Source organism: Flavobacterium tructae (genome assembly GCF_002217475.1).
Classification (GTDB): Bacteria; Bacteroidota; Bacteroidia; order Flavobacteriales; family Flavobacteriaceae; genus Flavobacterium; species Flavobacterium tructae.
On the sequence record NZ_MUHH01000028.1, the window covers coordinates 21470 to 39067 of the forward strand.

Sequence of the window (17598 nt, forward strand, 5' to 3'; positions counted from 1 at the left end):
TATAAAAAATCCCAAATTCCAATTGTTACGATTGGGATTTGGGATTTTTTATTGATTTGATTTATGTAGTAAATCTGATAGGTTTTTAAAGCCTGTCAGGATTTGGGTATTGAATTAAAATGAAACCTGGCATTGTAAAACGACCATTCCTAATCGGTCACTTTGTTTGTAAGCACCTGTAAGGCTTTTGTCATAAACGGCTCTGTTTTGATAGTTTAAACTGAATTTTGGTCCCAAAGTGCCTGTAGTGTAGTAATTTACACCTAATTCATACATCGCCATTGGAGTGTCTAGTGCTTCTAAGTCTGCAATTTGTGTGGCAGCATACGGCTGGAAACGGCCTTTTTTGGATTCGTTATCTGATTTTCCAAAAAGATATCCTAACTGAGCGTAATAAATATTTCCGGTTCCTACACCAATAAATCCGGCACCTGAGCCGTTTATCAGAGAATTGTCGCCTATAGCGGGATTGGGCGTATTAACAGACTGGATGTAGTTTTTTCCGTAGTTATTATTGTTAAAAGCCGCGTAAGCAGTTATAGCTGCGCCTTTACTGTTGATCGGACTGTCGTAAAAAACATCAAAACCCAGTATTCGCATATCGTCGTATGCGATAGTTGCATTAGGAGTTAAATGCCACATGGCTTTGGCTTGAGTCATATAACCTAGTGCGATATTAAAGATTTTCTTTGTTCCTAAATACGTTCCTTTGTGGTAGGCATCTTCAAGAGATTCTTTGTCGTAGAACGAGTAGGTTAGGATTCCTGCATATTGCGCTCTTGGTGTTTGTGTGCTTACCGAAGAATTGATTCCCAGATTGTCAGTTGTATTTCGGTATGGATTGGTAATAGCGGCACGATAATTAAATTTGCCTAGATCACCTTTAGCATAAATACTTAGATTTCGGTTTCCGAATGTCGATGAAATATTAGTAAACTGCTGGTACATTGGCGTATCCAGAGTAAGATGTGAGGAAGAACTATTCGCTGAATAACGAGTTGTTCCGGCTCCCCAGGCTGTCAGTCCACCGCCAATATGAAGTTTTTTGCTAAAATGATATTCTCCTAAAGCATCCATAACTGAAAGCGGTGCATTTGAAGGTCCGTTGTTTTGTGTGAAATTAATATTGTTCTGTCCCAGCTGAAGATGAAAGAAAATATTCTCCGTCAGCATTCCCATTGCCTGCAAACGCAAACGTCTGATGACGATATCGTAGGTATCACTAACTTCATTTGTACCAATTTTACTTCCTTCGTTCAATTCGGCATATCTTCCCCAAACCTGAAGGTTTATTCCAAATTTGATGTATTGCGATCCGTCTTTGGAAATATTAACCACATTAAAAGGTTTTTCCTGTGCAAGAACATTGATGGTATTTACAACAATAAATAATAAAATTAAAACGATTCTTAAATGTGGCATTTCTTTGGTTTAAGGTTAGTTAATACTGCTTACATTCTAATTAGGAGTTACTGAACTGAAGGTTGCTTAAGTTTTTATAAGTTCCGTTTTCCAGGTTGATTAATTCCTGATGTGTACCTTCTTCGGTAATTCTTCCATGATCTAAAACCAGAATTTTATCGGCGTTTCTAATAGTCGAAAGTCGGTGTGCGATGATGATGCTTGTTCTTCCTTCCATTAAAACTTCCAATGCTTCCTGAACCAGTTTTTCACTCTCACTGTCTAAAGATGATGTTGCTTCATCTAATATTAAAATACTTGGGTTTTTAAGCAATGCTCTTGCGATTGCAATGCGCTGACGCTGTCCACCCGATAATTTTACGCCGCGTTCTCCTACTAAGGTTTCGAATTTCTCAGGGAAACCTTCCACAAAATTAAAAGCATTGGCTTGTTTTGCCGCGGCTATAATTTCTTCATTGGTAGCATCCGGTTTTCCGTAAGCAATGTTTTCTCTAATGGTTCCACCAAACAGAATAACATCCTGAGGAACGATACTCATATTTCCGCGAAGCTCTTCTAAGTCGTAGTCATAAATACTTTTTCCATCAACAGTAATGTCGCCAGATGTTCGATCGTAAAAACGTAAAAGGAGCGAAGAGATAGTCGATTTTCCTGCACCACTAGGGCCTACAATCGCAATTTTCTGACCGAACTCGGCAGTGAAATTTACCTCTTTTAATACCTCAACTTCTTTTCTGGAAGGATAACTGAAAGCGACATTTTTGAAGGAAAGATTTCCTTTGATTTTTTCAATTGGGGTAGTTCTTGTTTTGGCATTGATATCCTCCGGAGTTTCTTCCAATAATTCAAAAACACGTTCCGTTGCACCAACTGCTTTTTGGATCTGCGCATACATTTCGGCAATTCCGCCAAAAGAAGCGCCAATAAATGTGGTGTAAAGTACAAAAGAAATTAAATCTCCTACGCCTTCCACTTCACCTTTAATCGTTAAGGTGATTCCGTACCAAACCACGGCAACCACACAGCCAAAAAGGCAAAGAATGATAAAAGAAGCGAAGTATCCTCTGTATTGACCGCCTTTAATAGCGATTTTTACAATTTCTTTGATTTTATTTTTATAACGCTGAATTTCGTACCATTCGTTGGCAAAAGCTTTTACATTGCTTATTCCTTGCAGCGTTTCTTCAACAATTACCTGACTTTCGGCTACTTTATCCTGTGTTTTCTTTCCGTACTTGCGAATAAATCTTCCAAAAACAACTGCCGCTACAGCGACCACGGGTACAATAGCCAGCATCATTAAAGTTAACTTTGGACTGATGTTACCTAAAATAACAAATCCACCAATAATTAGGATCAACTGACGTAAAAACTCAGCAATGGTCGTAGTGAAAGTATCCTGTAGTTGTGAAATATCAGCACTGATTCGGCTGTTTAGTTCTCCAACGCGTTTTTGAGAATAAAATGACATCGGTAATTTTACTAAGTTTTCATACAAAGCAAAACGGATGTTTGAAAGTGAATTTTCAGTAAAATTCACAAAAAGCGAAATTCTGAAAAAAGAGAAAATAGCTTGCAGCGTAAGGATTACCATAAGTCCAACTGCAATTTCATTGGCTCTGTTGAGATTTTTATTGGTAACGCAATCCACGAGCATACCCATTAATTTCGGAAAGGCCAGGGCAGTGGCGCTGGTTAATAAGAGAAAAATCAATCCCAGAAAGAATTTCCATTTGTGATTTTTACCGTATTTAAAAATTCGTAGTGCTTTTTGAAGTGAATTAGAGTCTAATTTAGCTTTAGGTAAATCGTTTTCTTGATATCTAGGCATTTGAGTGTACTATTAAGGTATGCAAATGTATGATTATAGCCAGTGAATACAAAAGAATATTCGAAATTAGGCTTTGAGATTTCGTTTTTTAACTAAATGGCAAAAAATGATGAAAAATATTTCTGTTTTAAAAGATTGATAAATAGATTACTAAAAATTATTTTGCAAAATGATGTAATTTTTCTTCAAAATAAGCTTGTAAATACAAAATCTAGTCGTAAGTTTGCACTCGCAATCACAAACGATAGCAACCTAGTAAAATAGGGCGATTAGCTCAGCTGGTTCAGAGCACCTCGTTTACACCGAGGGGGTCGGGGGTTCGAACCCCTCATCGCCCACCAATAATACCACCTCCAAAGTCAATTGATGTTGGAGGTTTTTTATTTTATAGCTTTTTGTGGAATTAATCTTGGAAAAGCAGATTTGAACCACAAAGAGTACTATTGTTTTTTTATTACTAATCTAAAAAAAAAACAAAGTTCATAGAGATTTATGGATTATCAGTTTTACGAACTTTGTTTTTAATTGTCTTATGGTTTCTTACGGTTAGTTTTAAGGTATTGCATAAACAGAAAAGTGAAATTGGAAAGTTTTGAAAATTCAATAAAAATCAAAGTTTTGAATTATACTCTTCTGCTATATCAGTCCAGTCGTCTTTCCACGTTTTGCAAAAGTTGATCTCAGCTTTATCCCAGTCTTCCTCGTCCCAATCTTCTCTCTCGTCGATTAACTCTAATTCTTCAGATTCAATTTTTTCAATAATGAGAGTTAAAAAATTATCAAAATTATCTGCAATGACAGAAATTGGCTCGGGATCTCCTGCTGGCAAATACAGTATTTGCCCCGAGATTCCATCAAAATTTGGATCATAATCTATGCAGATAAAATTTCCGGAGCCATCATGAGCAAAAGGAATTCTTTTAGGGGAATATAGAGTGTTTTTTATCTTTTTAAGTTGATTGATTCCTGCTGGCTGTGTTTCTGGTGCATTTTTAAAAAAAGCCCAATCTCTTATAACATCTTCAATGCTTGAATATCCAAACCCAGCCATAAATCCTAGGATACGTTTTTCCCCATTATATTTTTTTAATAATTGAATATATGATCCCGGTAGTTTTTGTTTTATGGTATTTTGCAAATTTTCTATTTCATCAGTGCTTGCACCCATATTCATAAAAACATTCAAAATGTCCAGTTTGGCTTCAAAAGCATTTATAAGATTATTTATTATTTTGGTTTCCATTTTTTTTATTAATTAATTTAAGTTGTGATTTAATTGCTTTGTTTAATTGGAATCTCATCAAAAGTAATGGTTTCTCCAAATGAATCACCAAGTACCAGGATGTAATTATTATCTAAATAAAAAAAAGATTTATTTATCAGGAAGATCTCTAAAGTAATTTAAGTTGTCATTTTATGTCTATGAAATAATTTGCATTTCTTGTAAATTTGTGATGTCTTGCAAAGTCGAAACAATGTTTGGATTTTTGTGAAGACAATAAAGAAAAATAAAAACACCACATAAATGGAAATATTAGTAATAATGGGGCCTCCGTATTCAGGAAAAGGTACTCAATGTGAAATTTTAAAAGAAGAACTTAAGTTTAAGCATATTTCAACTGGAGACCGATGCCGTCTGGAAAAACAGAATAAAACAGAGATCGGAAAAATAATGTCTCAATATGAGGAAAAAGGAGACTTAGTGCCTGATTCCATTATGAAAGATCTTTTTAGTAAAATTCTGGATGAAAACAGTTCAGCTAAAGGGATTATTTTGGATGGTTATCCGAGAACTGAACCTCAGGTTAACGATTTGATGGAACTTGTTGCATCCAAGAATATGGAAATAGATAAGGTAATTAATATAGAAGTTCCAAAAGAAGAACTTTTAAAAAGAGCACAAAAAAGAGCCGAAACGTCTAATCGAAAAGACGATAAAGATGTTGAAATTCATCTGAAGAGAATTAAAGTTTTTGAAACTTTGACCCGGCCTGCAATCGAATATATGAAGTCTAAAATTAAAGTTTTGACTTTTGATGGGCTGGGAGCAATTGACGAAATAACAGAACGAATAAAAAATAGTTTATAAAAGGTATTGACTATGAAGCGGGTAGGGGTGTTAAGTTAAAATTAGTTGATTTTTTTTCGAAAAATGCTTGCAAATACAAAATCTAGCTGTATATTTGCACTCGCAATCACGAAATGATAGCAACCTAATAAAATAGGGCGATTAGCTCAGCTGGTTCAGAGCACCTCGTTTACACCGAGGGGGTCGGGGGTTCGAACCCCTCATCGCCCACCACTTTTTAAGACACCTTCAAAATCATTTGATTTTGGAGGTTTTTTGTTTTATGGGACCTCTATTAAGGTGTTGTCAGGGATTTATGAAGTGAAAGCAAGAACAACTCCAAATTAGTTTTTATTCATATCACTTTGATTTTCATTAAAATCCGTTATAGAATTATGCTTGAAATAGTATCCAAATCAAGTAAATTAGAGGAGAAAATATAGTTTATAAATCTAAAAAATAATAATATGAGTGCACATAATAACGCAAAAAAGGGTGATATAGCAGATTTCGTTTTACTTCCTGGTGATCCAAAAAGAGCGAAGCTGATAGCGGAAACGTTTTTAACAGACGTTATATGCTATAATGAGGTTAGAGGAATGTTAGGATATACCGGTTTCTATAATGGTAAGAGAATTAGTGTACAGGGAACAGGTATGGGGATGCCATCAATTTCTATCTATATTACAGAATTAATCGAAGAGTATGGTGTAGAAACACTCGTAAGAGTGGGGTCTTGTGGTTCTATCCAGGATGATGTAAATATGATGGATATTGTTTTAGCAATGAGTGCGTGCACAGATTCCGGGATGAATAAATTTAAATTTAACGGCAATGATTTTGCTCCGACGGCGAATTTTGAATTATTAAAAAAGGCCTATGAAATTGCAGAGCAAAATAAGATAAAAGCTCATACAGGGTCAGTATTGACATCTGATTTTTTCTATACTGAAAGCCATTTAGGCGATCCTTTTTTAAATTGGAAAACCTACGGCGTTTTGGCTGTTGACATGGAAACAGCTGCGTTGTATTCTATAGCTGCTAAATATAGAAAAAAGGCTTTGGCTATCTTAACGGTATCGGATCACATCCTTAAAAAAGAGGCTTTGTCAGCGGATGACAGACAAAATTCTTTTAAAGAAATGATAGAATTCGCATTGCAGTTAGCCTAAACAGATCGAAAAAGATAAAAGAATTGAAATAGCTTAATATATTAGGTTTTATTTTAATCCATCATCTTCCAACAAGAAACTCCTTAAGAAATTAAGGAGTTTTTTTTATGCCCGATTTTTTTGAAGCCATTTACCAAAAAGAATCATTCTTACTCCTAAAAGTATAAAATTGGAGTCCGTTATTATAAATCCGGAACGTTTTAAGATGCAATGAGTATAGTTTTGAGCAATATTTTAAAACCATTAAAATCCAAGTTTATGAAGAGAGTTTTCCTTTTAGTCTTATTTGCATTAGTATCCAATTTATCTTTTTCGCAATCAGAACAGTCTTTAATTCAGAATTGCATTCAAAACTATATTGAGGGGACATCTTACAATCAGCCTGACAGTATTAGTAAGGCTTTTTATTCTGAAGCCAGTCTTTTTTTAAGTCACAAAGATAAACCTTTATGGATCGTTCCGGCTTCGGAATATGTCACCTGGTTTCAAAAAGGTAAGAAAGGTGAATTTAACGGTCGCGTAGGCAGAGTTATTTCTCTGGAATTTTTTAATGATATTGCTATTGCAAAGGCTGAAATTATCATTGCAGAAAAAAAACAGGAATTTATGGATATGTTCTTGCTGAAGAAAATTCAGGGTGAATGGAGAATAATTAGCAAAGCAGCCAGCAGTAAAGCAACTAATAAATCTGGAAAAAGGATTTTATTTATTGTTTCTAATGCACATTATTACGGAAATTCTACCATTTCAACAGGCAATAGTTTCGCTGAGATCGTAAATGCTTATGATACTTTTATACATGCCGGTTATACTGTTGATTTTGTGAGTCCAAAGGGCGGCAGTATTCCTTTAGCTTATATTAATACCTCTGATAATTTACAAAAGCAATACTTATACGATCAGGATTTTATGTACGCGATAAAACATACCGTAAGCCCTAAAGAAATTGATTATAAAAACTATAAAGCTGTTCATTATATTGGCGGTGGAAGTGCCATGTATGATGTTCCTGAAAGTTTAGATATTCAACGTATTGCTATGCAAGTGTACGAAGATAATAATGGCATTATTTCTTCGGTATGTCACGGAACAGCCGGTATTGTTAACCTGAAAACCAGAAATGGTAAATTCTTAGTGGATGGAAAAAGAATAAGCGGTTATCCTGATTCTTTCGAAAAACAAGATGGTGAATATTTTAAGCACTTTCCATTCTTAATTCAGAAGACTATAGAAGACAGAGGTGGAGATTTTAAATTTTCAAAGAGAAATGAATCTTATGTGGAACAAGACGATCGAATTGTTACTGGACAAAATTTTCAATCCTCAAATGGTGTTGCCTTAAAAATCATTGAGTGGATGGAGAAAAACAAATAAGAGGATTTATCAACAGTCAGCACAGACATTTAAGGAAAGAATATCAAGTTCTAAATCCATCAAAATACGATTTACTTATGCTTTTCAAATAACCATTTTGGAATCTCTTCGGTTAGTAAAAACGGAATCACAATGTTGTTATGATTTAAATTATTTAAAGTGGTAAAAGTCAAATTCTTGTTTGAAGATAATTTTGCAAACAATTCAACGCTTCCGATATAAGGATTGTCATCGTCTTTTTTTCCATGAATAAGCCAGATGTTCTTCTGGCTTAATTTTTTAAGATTGGAAAAATCAGGAACTGCTGCAACAGAGACAGCAGCGGCAAATTGGTCTGGCGCTATATTGAGTAGATTTTGCGCAGTCGATCCACCCATAGAATATCCAATTAAGTAAATCTTGTTTTTATCGATGTTTGGGTATTCTTTTTCAATGTTTTGAATTAATTCGAGTAAGGCAAAAACAGCTGGAGAAGGTTTTGAAATTTGAATTCCACCACTATTCTTTTCATAATTTGAAGAACGCTCGCTGAATTGTGGTGCGATTACATAACATTGATATTTAGTATAAATTTCAGGTCTCAGCCAAATTTTCGCGAATGGTTCAAGCTGGTTTTCATTATCATTTCCAATTCGGGTAGAGTTGTGGAAAGTAATGACTAAAGGGTATTTTTGGTGATCGCTATTATCCTTTGGCGTTAGGAGCCTATAAGGGATTTCTATATTTTCTTTAGTAAATATTCTTTTTAGGAAGCTATCGGTATTCAGCCTGTTCAGTGCTTTTCGGTTATTTACGAAAGTTAGACTATCAACGGTGGTTTCCCGGAACTCTTTTCTTTGTGCAAAGGAGAAGTTTAGACTTAAAGTCAAAAAAAGTACTGCTATAATTTGTTTTGAATTTCGTTTACGCATATGGCTTTTATAAATTTGAGTTTTAGTTCAACAGATTACTTTTTCTAACGATTTTTCTAATTTCCTGTTCAAAATAATAAGCAATACTAAAATTTTCAAATGCTTGATTTTCCATAACAATAACGCTGGTTTTGGTTTTTGGATAGTATAAATTGACCGCTGTAAATCCTTCACTGGGATGAAAACCTGTATGTCCGATTTCCATAATATTGGTTTTATCATTTATTCGCAATCCATAACCATAACCAATTGGTTTATCACCAAAAAGCGGATGGGTATTGGTGATTGAATAAGCAATCATCATTTTATAAGTAGCGGGTTTTAATAGTTGACCTGAGTGCAGACATTCATTCCATTTTGCTAAGTCAGGAACCGAAACAATTAAATGACTGCCAAAATAATTATGAATATCAAAATTTAATTGTTCGTTCAGCTTAATACTACCCTCTTTTTTTATGGAGTGCCCTTTTGTTAAAAATGTGTTGTTTGTCTCATTTGGGTAGTAACTGTTGGTCATTCCGCACTTTTTAAACAAGGCAGTTACTAACTCTTCAAAACTTTTATGACTTTGTTTTTCCAAAACTTGTCCCGCTACATAATAGCCAATATTAGAATAATTAAAAGCAGCTCCCGGAGTAAATTTAAGAGGTTTGTCTATGTCTTCACTGCTTAATCCCGAAGTATTGTTGAGCAATTGATTAACAGTGATGGTATCTGCCCACGAATATTTTAATTCCGGTAAATATTTGCGAATAGGGGTTTCTAAATTAATTGTTCCTTTTTCTACTTCTTGTAAGATAAGTGTAGCCGTGATTTGTTTGGCAATTGACATGGTTGAAAATTTATCAGAAATTTTTAGTTCTGTTTTCTTGTTGAAATCAGAATAACCATGTGCTTTTGCATATTTTATTTTTCCGTTTTGTTTAATAACAATTACTCCGTTAAAATTTCTTGGGTTTGTGGTATGTATTAGACTGTCAATTTTTGAAGAAAAGTCGTCTTTTTGTTGTGCGTAATTGTTGCAACTAATAAAAAGTACTAAAAAGAGGATTCTGAAGAGTGTAAAAGTTTGTTTCATTAAATTGTTTATTAGTAGATATCAATTGACTTTTCCCTGAGCGAATGTAAGAATTATTAGAGTAAATTATTTGGTTGATTTGGAAAACAAACTAAAAATATTTCTCGTCCTTGTTTAGCTGAAATTTTCTTTAAACCATGGAAGAAATGACTTGTATACAGATTTGTTAGAACTAAAAAAGTATCCTTAATTCCTTAAGAAGTTTTTTTAGCTGTTATTTCTGGAATATTGATCTAGCAGTGAAAATTGTTTCTATATTAGTACCGTAATAATTTTAAGCATTTATCAAGCATGGAATCACTTAAAACGCAATTTCGTCTTGATAAAAAGAAATCAGTTCATTTAACCCCAAATCTAAAAATGAAAAAAAATCTAATTACTCTTTTATTTGCATGTGCCGTTACCAATATGTTTGGACAAGTACCAACCGTTTCAGCACCGGTTAAAATGGAAGCTGCAGGCAATATTAATGATAAGGTTACTCATAAAGTGCTAAAACCGTTGGCGAAAGTTGCATTGGATAAAGAGTCGATATTGATTTACGATTACGACGGTTCTCTTTTTTCCTTCAATTTAGAGTCTGAAAAAATTAACTGGACCGTAAAAGCAACAGATTCCTTTACGGAGTTGTGTGCAAATGCTATCACATTACAGGACGGAGTAGTGTATGTTCCTTTTATTAACGGAGAAATTTTTGCCATTGATAATCAGAGTGGTGCTGTTTTTTGGAAATCAAGACTGGGGAATAGCACAGATCAGATCATCCTGAAAAATCAGATTCCGGTTATAAATGAGGGAAAATTATTCATAACCTCCCAAAACGGTAACCTTTATGGGCTTGATATAAAGACTGGTGGTTTATTATGGAATCATAAACTGGATGCTGAAAATAATGAAAGTCCGGTTCTTTTATTCAATAACAAAGTTTTTATTCAAAGCGGAACTTCTGTTTATAGTTTTGAAGCCAATACAGGAAAACTTCTTGTTCAAAAGAGCTTTGAGGAAGCCATGCGCGGAAAATTGGTAACCGATGGAGAGGCTATCTTTACTGCAAATGAAAAAAATGTAGTTTTTGCTCTAAATCCTGATAAATTAGATGTTCTGTGGCAGTTTAAATTGGAGGAAACTCAGAATAATATTAAGGAACGTATCTTTTGCAAAGACAAGAAGGTCTATTTTGCCGCACAAGGACCTGAAGTTTCTTCGATATACGCTGTAGATTCAAAAACCGGAACTCAAATTTGGAAAACGGATTTTAAAGCCGATAATGTTGAGTATATGGTCGAAGAAAGTGATAATATTTGGGGATACACTCGTAAAAATAAGCTTTTTCAATTGGACATTACAAATGGTGAAATTGCATTTGAATACAAATTATCAACGAGACCTATTTCAAATCTTGAATTCTTGAGTGATGATTACTTTTTTTATTATTCTGATGCGGCTTTGATTCAGTTTGAATATAAAACCAAAGACGAAAACGAAGTCTATTTGCGAACCTCAATTAAAGATGATGTGTATAGTGCATTTTTAAAATTGATTCGATAAGCAAAAAAAACGCATCAGTTTTCTTCAGGTTTTATTCTGTGTCGCTTTATTCAGGGAGTGATAAGTTGTTTATTATTACTATTTCGGACTTATTTGCCTGAAGTTGAAGAATATTGTATAAGCTGATTCGTTTTTTTGCCATACATTTCTATGTCATAATTCTTTGATACACCATAATCGTTATAATGGTTATAAAAATAATCTGTATCGTAAGTATGATTTTGTTTTTTTGTCTTCGCTCTTTAGTAGCTTGTTTAAAAATTTTAAAGTAACCGGCATTTTTTTTATGTCTTTTCATGGCTTTGGAAATTAAGTTTAATAAAAGTAAACACAGTTACTTTTTGTATTTTTATGCAAATGATGTGCCGTAAAAAGTATTTTCTAATTAATTATTTGATTTTTAGCTTCCTATTCTTTTAGATTTTTCAGGAATAAAAAGGAAATAGTATCAAAATGATAGTGTAATCGTATCAAAATGATAAGGTAGTGGTATTTTCTATAAGTGTTTTTGGTTGTAAATCAGGGATTAACATTTTTATTGTTCGTATGGACTAGTTGTTGGTGCTTTCGCGAAGAACCTCAATCTTAAAAAAAATATGTTAACTCAATTAATAGTTTCACTTGGTATTCTTCTTACTGTTATTTTGCTGTCGGTCATTGTAGGCCGGGAAATGAAAAAAATATATGCAAATGAAAAAAGCATAACAGACTTTATTAATCCATTAGACCGATTGATATACCGGTTTTGTAAAATTGACCCCACGCTCCAAATGAATTGGAAAACATATTTAAAAGTATTGTTATCTGTGCAGTTCATATGGTTCCTCTGGGGATTTGTTATTTTATTGCTCCAGGGAAAACTTTTCTTAAACCCGGCTGGTATCGACAGTATGGAGTGGACATTGGCGTTAAATTCGACAATTAGTTTTTTGACCAGTACCAACTTGCAGCACTATTCAGGAGAGACAGGAGCGAGTTATTTTGCACAGGTAGGCGTGTTTATGCTTTTACAGTTTTTAAGTGCGGCGACAAGTCTTTGTGCGGGTGTAGCAATAGTCAGGGGACTTGCTGCTCAAGCGATACAAGGATTAGGAAATTTTTATAGCGATTTTGTAAAATCATCTACTCGTATACTGTTGCCGTTAAGTATAATTACCGCAACTTTTTTTTTGTTTAACGGCGTGCCAATGACATTTGATGAACCTGAGAAAATTACCTCTGTTGAAGGCAGAGAAGTAGTAGTGTCAACAGGACCTGCGGCAGCTTTTCTTCCCATCAAGGAATTAGGATCTAATGGTGGCGGCTTTTTTGGAACCAACTGTGCGCAACCATTTGAAAATCCTAACTTTTTTACCTACATCATTCACACTATTATCGTTTGGCTTTTGCCGATGTCTTTTATCATTTTCGTAGGCCGGTATCTCAACAATAAAAAATTTTCAAGAATGCTTTTGGGAGTGATGTTGATGGGGTTTGTAGTAACTTGTATTCCCTTAATTTGTGGTGAAATGTCTGTTAATCCCAAATTCAGCGCAATGGGAATTGACTCATCACCAGCCAATATGGAAGGTAAAGAGGTGCGTTTTGGAACGTATTATTCCTCTTTTTACAGCGCGGTTAATATGATAATCCCGGCTGGTACCATAACAGGTATGCACGATAGTTATATGCCGTTGTCTTCGATTGGGATGTTTATAGGAATGCAGGTAGATGCGTTTTTTGGAGGGCTGGGTACCGGATGGATCAATATGTTTATTTACCTGATTATAGCCACTTTTATCGGTTCACTGATGGTAGGACGAACTCCGGAGTTGTTTGGCAGAAAAATCTCGATTAAGGAAGTTCAGGTAGCAGTTTTGGTAAACCTTTGCGCTTTGGCGATACCATTATTATTTTCGGCAATTGCTGTTCACGTTTATTTGTATGTTCCGGAAGCTGTTGAGTGGCTGAGTAACACAGGACCACACGGTTTTACCACCATAGTTTATGAGTATGTGTCTTCGATGGCGGGAAATGGAAGCGGGTTTGAAGGGCTGGCTGATAACACTCCTTTCTGGAATTTAACCACTTCGGTTACGATGCTTGCCGGTCGCTTTATTCCGATGATTGGAGCATTTTTGATCATTGGTTATTTAAGTGCTAAAAAAGCCGTAGCTCCTTCGCTGGGCACTTTGAGAGTTGATTCGGGTATTTTTGGAACCTTATTATTTATGGTCATTATGATTTTGACTGTGATGTCCATGTTTATTGTTTTTGCATTAGGACCTGTACAGGAACATTTGCTAATGATTTAGTAGTAGTATTGTAATTTTTTTATTAATATAAGACATAGAAGCATACTTGTTTCTAATCAGTTAATTGAAAGAAAAAACAAGTATGCTTTCTTTTTTATAGGATTTCAGATTTTATATTACATCTAATGGATTTTGTGGGTTATTTCTTTATAGTTTAATTATTCGAGAGATGGTGATGAATTGCCAAAATTTAATCCCCAATTTACTCCAAAAAGCGCCAGAAGGTTATCTTCTTTTTGAAAGTCCTTTCCAAATGCTCCTGTGATACTTATGTTTTTATCTATCCTAAAACTTATATTACCTACAGATCTTTCGCTTTTTACAGTTCCGTTCCGTTTGATGTATTCATACCCTAAGGTAAATTTTCCAAATTCAAAACTTAATTTACTTCCGAAATCTCTATAATAATTAGTGGTATAAACAGTAGTAGAATCCATGTTAAAGCCATCCTCGATATATCGGCCAATAAACAGAAGATTTGCATAGTTATTGGTAGAACTTTCTTCATTATCCTCATTTAGAATCAAATTAAATTCCCCGGTTAGCCATGATCCGAAACGGTTAATTGTTCCGCCATTTATAGAATTGTCCTTGAAAAGTTCGCTATAAGCTGCTGCTGCATCCAGTTTGAAAATTGGTTTGATTATCTTTTCAAAAGGTTTTAAGCGATCTCTTACTTTTTGTTCTTCTAAAAAGAATTTTTCTATAGCTTTTTGTTGTTCTTTTTCATCTACTATTGCAGCTATTTCCTCGGGAATCATTAATGCTTTATCAGTTAATACACGTTGAATATTTTGTTTCTTTTCCTGTATTTTTTCTTTATCAAAAAAACGTAACAATGTTGTTCTTAGTCCTATAGAAAAGGTCTGGCGTTTGTTGTCACCTGCAATAGTTTCAAAATCCTTTTTTAAATAAGCAAAAGAAAGGGTCGTTGTATTTAATCCGCTAAAAGGATTTTGTTTTAAGTTGCCTGTTGCCTTATCTTTCGTAACACCTATGTATCTGTCGTAGGTCCTTTTTTTACTTTTGGTATTAATAAAAAAGTAGGGAGTTACTTCTATAGCCATACTTTCACCAAAATTGTTTTGCACATGTAATGCTAAGGCTTTTACATTTTCGGGAGTATATATATCCGTTACCGTCTCTTCCAGTAGTTGAAAAGCAGGGCTGGTCAAGTTAGACATAGGAAACTCACTTAATGGAACATTTTTTTCCTGTGCACTGCTGTTCCAAATGTTTCCTATTATTATAATTATTAGTAAGTAATAGTTTTTCATAACTTTATTGTTTTGTAAATTGAACGTATGCAAATGCTATAAACAGCTGATTGTATATTTTCCTTTTTTTGACAGTTAGCTTCTGGGTTTGGTCACCATAAGAAACTTCAATATCTAATCGGGTAGTTGCCATTATTTGGTCAATATTTTGATCAACGTGAAACAAGGATTGCACGGTCATTTTTTCATTCTGCAGTGTTGAAAGATCTCCCAGAATTACTGAAAATTGATTGTCTGGGTAAGTTGTTACCTCACCTTTTAAACGAATAGCAGCACCAACAATTGCATCAGAACTTATCGCTACATTTAGTGTAACCTGAACCCCTTGAGGGATTTTTACTGTTTCCATAATATTTAAGTTTTAGTTATTTATAAAAGTAACTAGTCAGGATATTTTGAAATCAAGTATATATACCTGATTTAGGGATCAAAAGGAACTTTTACGGGTATTGTTTTACTTATGAAAATTGAGATTAAAAATAAATAAAGAAGTTTAGTCAGTAAACATGTATCTGTAATTGGTACCATTGGATAGACCTTCGGAAAAAGTTTAAAATTTTGGTAACGCATTGATTAATATTAAAATTTCATTTTTTTATTCAGAATTACGCTATTGTAAAAGATAGTTATATATTTGCGCCAGATTTTGGTCTGTTTTTTCTTAAGAAAAAATGGTTAAAAGGGAATCAGGTGCAAATCCTGAACAGACCCGCTACTGTAAGTTCTATACAAGTCTTTAAACGTTACTTATGCCATTGCCCCGCGTGCGGGATGAGAAGGTTGTTTTAAAGATGGAACAAGTCAGGAGACCTGCCACAATCACATAGTTTAAGACTTTCGTGGAATAAAGTTGAAGAACAATAAACGAAACCTGTCATTTTTATGACGGGATTCTTCCTTATTGCGTTTTTAATTTATACATCCGGGAGTTTTCTTAATTCAATAAGTGATGTATAATACAAAAAGAGAATTCTTATTTATTGTTATCGTTTTTGCTTCTATTCTGCTTCAGTCGGGAGTGTTGTATAGTTGCTTTTTCTCTCTGAGAGCATCACTTCTGAAAAGGAAATCAGTATTGAATCGGTATTTTTCGAATGCATTATCTGGTGGTGTCTTCCCTTATTTTAATCCTGTTCTAATAAAAAACCAATACAATTTCAGGGGTGTTTGGCGGTGCCCGATTGTATACACTTACAAGGATAACATTGCGCTCTGTTGAAGACTTTAATTAAAACTTCTTTTGTTATTCCTTCAATTTCTCCTGCTTTTACCACTACCAAACTAAACAATACCACATGTACCACAATATTTTCAAAAACTTCCAATCCTTATTGTTGCTTATTGCAGTACTCTCATTAACCAATTGTTCTGATGATAACGCATCAAATGAAAATAGTAATCCAACGCCTGTTAGTTCAGATTTAGCTTTTAGCATGCAGAGATTTACAATTATGACTTTAAATCCAACGATCAGCGCAACAACAGGAGCTACTTACAGTTGGACCATCACAAAAGCACCTTCAGAAAGTTATGCACTAAGTACTACTACAGCAAAAGAACTTTTATTTGCGGCAGCAGAAGCAGGAGTTTATGAATTGGCTGTTACTGTAAATAATAAAGGAAATGTACAAACTCAAAAAGTGGTCGTTACCGTTACAAAAGAAACGAAGGAGTATAAAAGCTACATCTCAAAAGTATTTGAATTTAAACCGGCTCCCGGGCAGTTTGTTAACGATCTGCCAATTGCGAATGACGGGGATACTCCTGAAAGAATTTTATCAAGAGCCAATACTTATCTGGCCAAGAAAAATGGTGATCTGGTTTCATTGGGGGCTTTTGGTGGTTATGTTGTTTTTGGATTCGATCATACCATTGTTAATGTTAAGGGCAAACGTGATTTTAGAATTTTGGGCAATGCATTCTGGGCAGAGGCTAATCCAAATCCAAACAGTACCATGCGTGGCGGAAGCAGTGAAGCAGGAGTAATCATGGTTGCTTACGATACAAATAAAAACGGACTTCCGGACGATCAGTGGTACGAGATAGAGGGGAGCGGACATAAAATGCCTAAAACGATTCAGCATTATGAAATAACGTATTACCGACCTGATCCCAATAAAATTCCGATGTCGGGTGGAACTACGGGTACAGTAGGTTTTGTTGATATGGAGTATATTTTATGGAAAGACAATCAGGGGAAAAGCGGCTATCTGGTTCAGAATAATGCCTACAATCATTCTTTAGATTACTGGCCAAAATGGCTTAAAGATCAGTCTTCTATTACTTATAAAGGAACAAGATTGCCCGATAACGCAGTTGATGAAAGCGGAACGGGAAGTTACTTTGTGCAGTACGCTTTTTTATACGGATATGCAGATAATGCTCCGAACAATGATGATGATTCGGGAATAGATATTAACTGGGCCGTGGACGAAAAGGGAAACAAAGTAGTGCTTCCCGGGATCGATTTTGTGAAAGTGTACAATGGTCTTAATCAGCAGGCGGGATGGCTCGGAGAAACTTCAACAGAAATAATGGGGGCAACAGATTTGCATCTTTCAGGAGAAAGCATTCCTACGCGTTAATCCATTCAAAAATGTATTAAACTAAATTATTATATCAG

13 protein-coding genes, 2 tRNA genes and 1 riboswitch are annotated in these 17598 nt (G+C 34.6%); of the genes, 8 read left to right on the top strand and 7 right to left on the bottom strand.

Going from position 1 to position 17598, the window contains the following annotated elements:
* Positions 1 to 114: 114 nt before the first annotated feature.
* Both B0A80_RS13155 and B0A80_RS13160 read right to left on the bottom strand, forming a co-directional pair.
* Positions 115 to 1422, bottom strand: coding sequence for a porin family protein (locus tag B0A80_RS13155; RefSeq protein ID WP_089077564.1), 1308 nt, complete (start codon positions 1420 to 1422; stop codon positions 115 to 117).
* A 40-nt stretch (positions 1423 to 1462) separates the two neighbouring features.
* Positions 1463 to 3253, bottom strand: coding sequence for an ABC transporter ATP-binding protein (locus B0A80_RS13160; RefSeq protein ID WP_089077565.1), 1791 nt, complete (start codon positions 3251 to 3253; stop codon positions 1463 to 1465).
* 263 nt (positions 3254 to 3516) lie between these two features.
* Here B0A80_RS13160 and B0A80_RS13165 point away from each other — a divergent pair.
* Positions 3517 to 3594: transfer RNA gene (locus B0A80_RS13165), tRNA-Val, on the top strand.
* A 269-nt stretch (positions 3595 to 3863) separates the two neighbouring features.
* Here the strand turns inward: B0A80_RS13165 and B0A80_RS13170 are convergent.
* Positions 3864 to 4496 carry an SMI1/KNR4 family protein gene (locus B0A80_RS13170; RefSeq protein WP_089077566.1) on the bottom strand — a complete coding sequence of 211 codons (633 nt, stop codon included), beginning with the start codon at positions 4494 to 4496 and terminating at the stop codon, positions 3864 to 3866.
* Positions 4497 to 4778: 282 nt separating this feature from the next.
* On the opposite strand from B0A80_RS13170, the gene B0A80_RS13175 reads away from it, so the two are divergent.
* The 4 genes from B0A80_RS13175 to B0A80_RS13190 all read left to right on the top strand — a co-directional run bounded on the left by B0A80_RS13175 (position 4779) and on the right by B0A80_RS13190 (position 7867).
* Positions 4779 to 5342, top strand: coding sequence for an adenylate kinase family protein (locus B0A80_RS13175; RefSeq protein WP_089077567.1), 564 nt, complete (start codon positions 4779 to 4781; stop codon positions 5340 to 5342).
* Between the two features lie 135 nt (positions 5343 to 5477).
* A tRNA-Val gene (locus B0A80_RS13180) sits at positions 5478 to 5555 on the top strand.
* A 233-nt stretch (positions 5556 to 5788) separates the two neighbouring features.
* On the top strand, positions 5789 to 6493 hold the full coding sequence (deoD, locus tag B0A80_RS13185) for a purine-nucleoside phosphorylase (protein WP_089077568.1): 705 nt from the start codon (positions 5789 to 5791) through the stop codon (positions 6491 to 6493).
* A 258-nt stretch (positions 6494 to 6751) separates the two neighbouring features.
* Positions 6752 to 7867, top strand: a complete 1116-nt coding sequence (locus B0A80_RS13190) for a nuclear transport factor 2 family protein (protein ID WP_089077569.1) — start codon at positions 6752 to 6754, stop codon at positions 7865 to 7867.
* A gap of 71 nt (positions 7868 to 7938) precedes the next feature.
* Here the strand turns inward: B0A80_RS13190 and B0A80_RS13195 are convergent, their stop codons facing one another.
* Together B0A80_RS13195 and B0A80_RS13200 are read right to left on the bottom strand one after the other, a co-directional pair.
* Positions 7939 to 8778: a carboxylesterase family protein gene (locus B0A80_RS13195; protein ID WP_089077570.1), complete on the bottom strand. Its 840-nt coding sequence runs from the start codon at positions 8776 to 8778 to the stop codon at positions 7939 to 7941.
* Between the two features lie 22 nt (positions 8779 to 8800).
* Positions 8801 to 9856 carry a serine hydrolase domain-containing protein gene (locus B0A80_RS13200; RefSeq protein ID WP_089077571.1) on the bottom strand — a complete coding sequence of 352 codons (1056 nt, stop codon included), beginning with the start codon at positions 9854 to 9856 and terminating at the stop codon, positions 8801 to 8803.
* Positions 9857 to 10216: 360 nt separating this feature from the next.
* On the opposite strand from B0A80_RS13200, the gene B0A80_RS13205 reads away from it, so the two are divergent.
* Both B0A80_RS13205 and kdpA read left to right on the top strand, forming a co-directional pair.
* Positions 10217 to 11404, top strand: coding sequence for an outer membrane protein assembly factor BamB family protein (locus tag B0A80_RS13205; RefSeq protein WP_165769255.1), 1188 nt, complete (start codon positions 10217 to 10219; stop codon positions 11402 to 11404).
* A 596-nt stretch (positions 11405 to 12000) separates the two neighbouring features.
* Entirely contained in the window at positions 12001 to 13698 is a 1698-nt protein-coding gene (kdpA, locus tag B0A80_RS13210; RefSeq protein WP_089077573.1) for a potassium-transporting ATPase subunit KdpA, read from the top strand.
* A 158-nt stretch (positions 13699 to 13856) separates the two neighbouring features.
* Here the strand turns inward: kdpA and B0A80_RS13215 are convergent, their stop codons facing one another.
* Positions 13857 to 14975, bottom strand: coding sequence for a hypothetical protein (locus B0A80_RS13215; RefSeq protein ID WP_089077574.1), 1119 nt, complete (start codon positions 14973 to 14975; stop codon positions 13857 to 13859).
* A gap of 4 nt (positions 14976 to 14979) precedes the next feature.
* On the bottom strand, positions 14980 to 15324 hold the full coding sequence (locus tag B0A80_RS13220; RefSeq protein ID WP_017498262.1) for a hypothetical protein: 345 nt from the start codon (positions 15322 to 15324) through the stop codon (positions 14980 to 14982).
* Positions 15325 to 15605: 281 nt separating this feature from the next.
* Positions 15606 to 15807: riboswitch (cobalamin riboswitch) on the top strand.
* Positions 15808 to 16270: 463 nt separating this feature from the next.
* Here B0A80_RS13220 and B0A80_RS13225 point away from each other — a divergent pair.
* Positions 16271 to 17560 carry a cell surface protein gene (locus B0A80_RS13225; protein WP_089077575.1) on the top strand — a complete coding sequence of 430 codons (1290 nt, stop codon included), beginning with the start codon at positions 16271 to 16273 and terminating at the stop codon, positions 17558 to 17560.
* Positions 17561 to 17598 lie beyond the last annotated feature (38 nt).

Coding starts and splice junctions, on each gene's coding strand:
- B0A80_RS13155 (WP_089077564.1), bottom strand. CDS start 1,422: ATGCCACATTTAAGAATCGTTTTAATTTTATTATTTATTGTTGTAAAT.
- B0A80_RS13160 (WP_089077565.1), bottom strand. CDS start 3,253: ATGCCTAGATATCAAGAAAACGATTTACCTAAAGCTAAATTAGACTCT.
- B0A80_RS13170 (WP_089077566.1), bottom strand. CDS start 4,496: ATGGAAACCAAAATAATAAATAATCTTATAAATGCTTTTGAAGCCAAA.
- B0A80_RS13175 (WP_089077567.1), top strand. CDS start 4,779: ATGGAAATATTAGTAATAATGGGGCCTCCGTATTCAGGAAAAGGTACT.
- deoD (WP_089077568.1), top strand. CDS start 5,789: ATGAGTGCACATAATAACGCAAAAAAGGGTGATATAGCAGATTTCGTT.
- B0A80_RS13190 (WP_089077569.1), top strand. CDS start 6,752: ATGAAGAGAGTTTTCCTTTTAGTCTTATTTGCATTAGTATCCAATTTA.
- B0A80_RS13195 (WP_089077570.1), bottom strand. CDS start 8,778: ATGCGTAAACGAAATTCAAAACAAATTATAGCAGTACTTTTTTTGACT.
- B0A80_RS13200 (WP_089077571.1), bottom strand. CDS start 9,856: ATGAAACAAACTTTTACACTCTTCAGAATCCTCTTTTTAGTACTTTTT.
- B0A80_RS13205 (WP_165769255.1), top strand. CDS start 10,217: ATGAAAAAAAATCTAATTACTCTTTTATTTGCATGTGCCGTTACCAAT.
- kdpA (WP_089077573.1), top strand. CDS start 12,001: ATGTTAACTCAATTAATAGTTTCACTTGGTATTCTTCTTACTGTTATT.
- B0A80_RS13215 (WP_089077574.1), bottom strand. CDS start 14,975: ATGAAAAACTATTACTTACTAATAATTATAATAATAGGAAACATTTGG.
- B0A80_RS13220 (WP_017498262.1), bottom strand. CDS start 15,324: ATGGAAACAGTAAAAATCCCTCAAGGGGTTCAGGTTACACTAAATGTA.
- B0A80_RS13225 (WP_089077575.1), top strand. CDS start 16,271: ATGTACCACAATATTTTCAAAAACTTCCAATCCTTATTGTTGCTTATT.